Here is a 477-nt window from a genome sequence, read left to right on the forward strand (position 1 = left end):
GACCGGCGGCAAGGCGGCCTTCGTCATGCACTGGAAATCACTGCGCCGGCAGATCCGGGCACGCGGGACCGTGACCAGGGAAGAAGGCCCGAAGGCCGACGCCTATTACCGCTCCCGCGGATTGCAGAGCCGCCTCGGCGCCTGGGCGTCGAAGCAGAGCGCCCCCTTGTCGTCGCGGGCGGCGCTGGTCGCGGAGGTCGCGAAGATCGCCGCGCTGAAGGGAATCGACCCCGAACGGCCGCCGTTCTGGGGCGGCTACCGGATCACCCCCGTCGAGATCGAATTCTGGGCGGACGGCGCGCACCGTCTCCACGACCGTTTCCGCTGGACCCGCCCGGGCCCAGGCGCGCCCTGGGAAGTGACACGCCTGCAGCCCTGAAGCGCGGGATCGGCCGCGCTGGCAGATCCGTCAGGCCGGAGTCGGCTCGGTCAGGAACGGGTAATCGGTATAGCCCTTCGCCCCGCCGCCATAGAAGG

At 70.6% G+C, this 477-nt stretch carries 1 protein-coding gene; it reads left to right on the forward strand.

From position 1 onward, the window contains the following. On the forward strand, window positions 1-379 hold a 379-nt coding region (locus tag ABFT80_RS27975; RefSeq protein ID WP_347975227.1), incomplete at its 5' end, for a pyridoxine/pyridoxamine 5'-phosphate oxidase. Window positions 380-477: the final 98 nt, after the last annotated feature.

It is taken from the genome of Foliimonas ilicis, assembly GCF_039939195.1.
Taxonomy (GTDB): Bacteria; Pseudomonadota; Alphaproteobacteria; order Rhizobiales; family Rhizobiaceae; genus Foliimonas; species Foliimonas ilicis.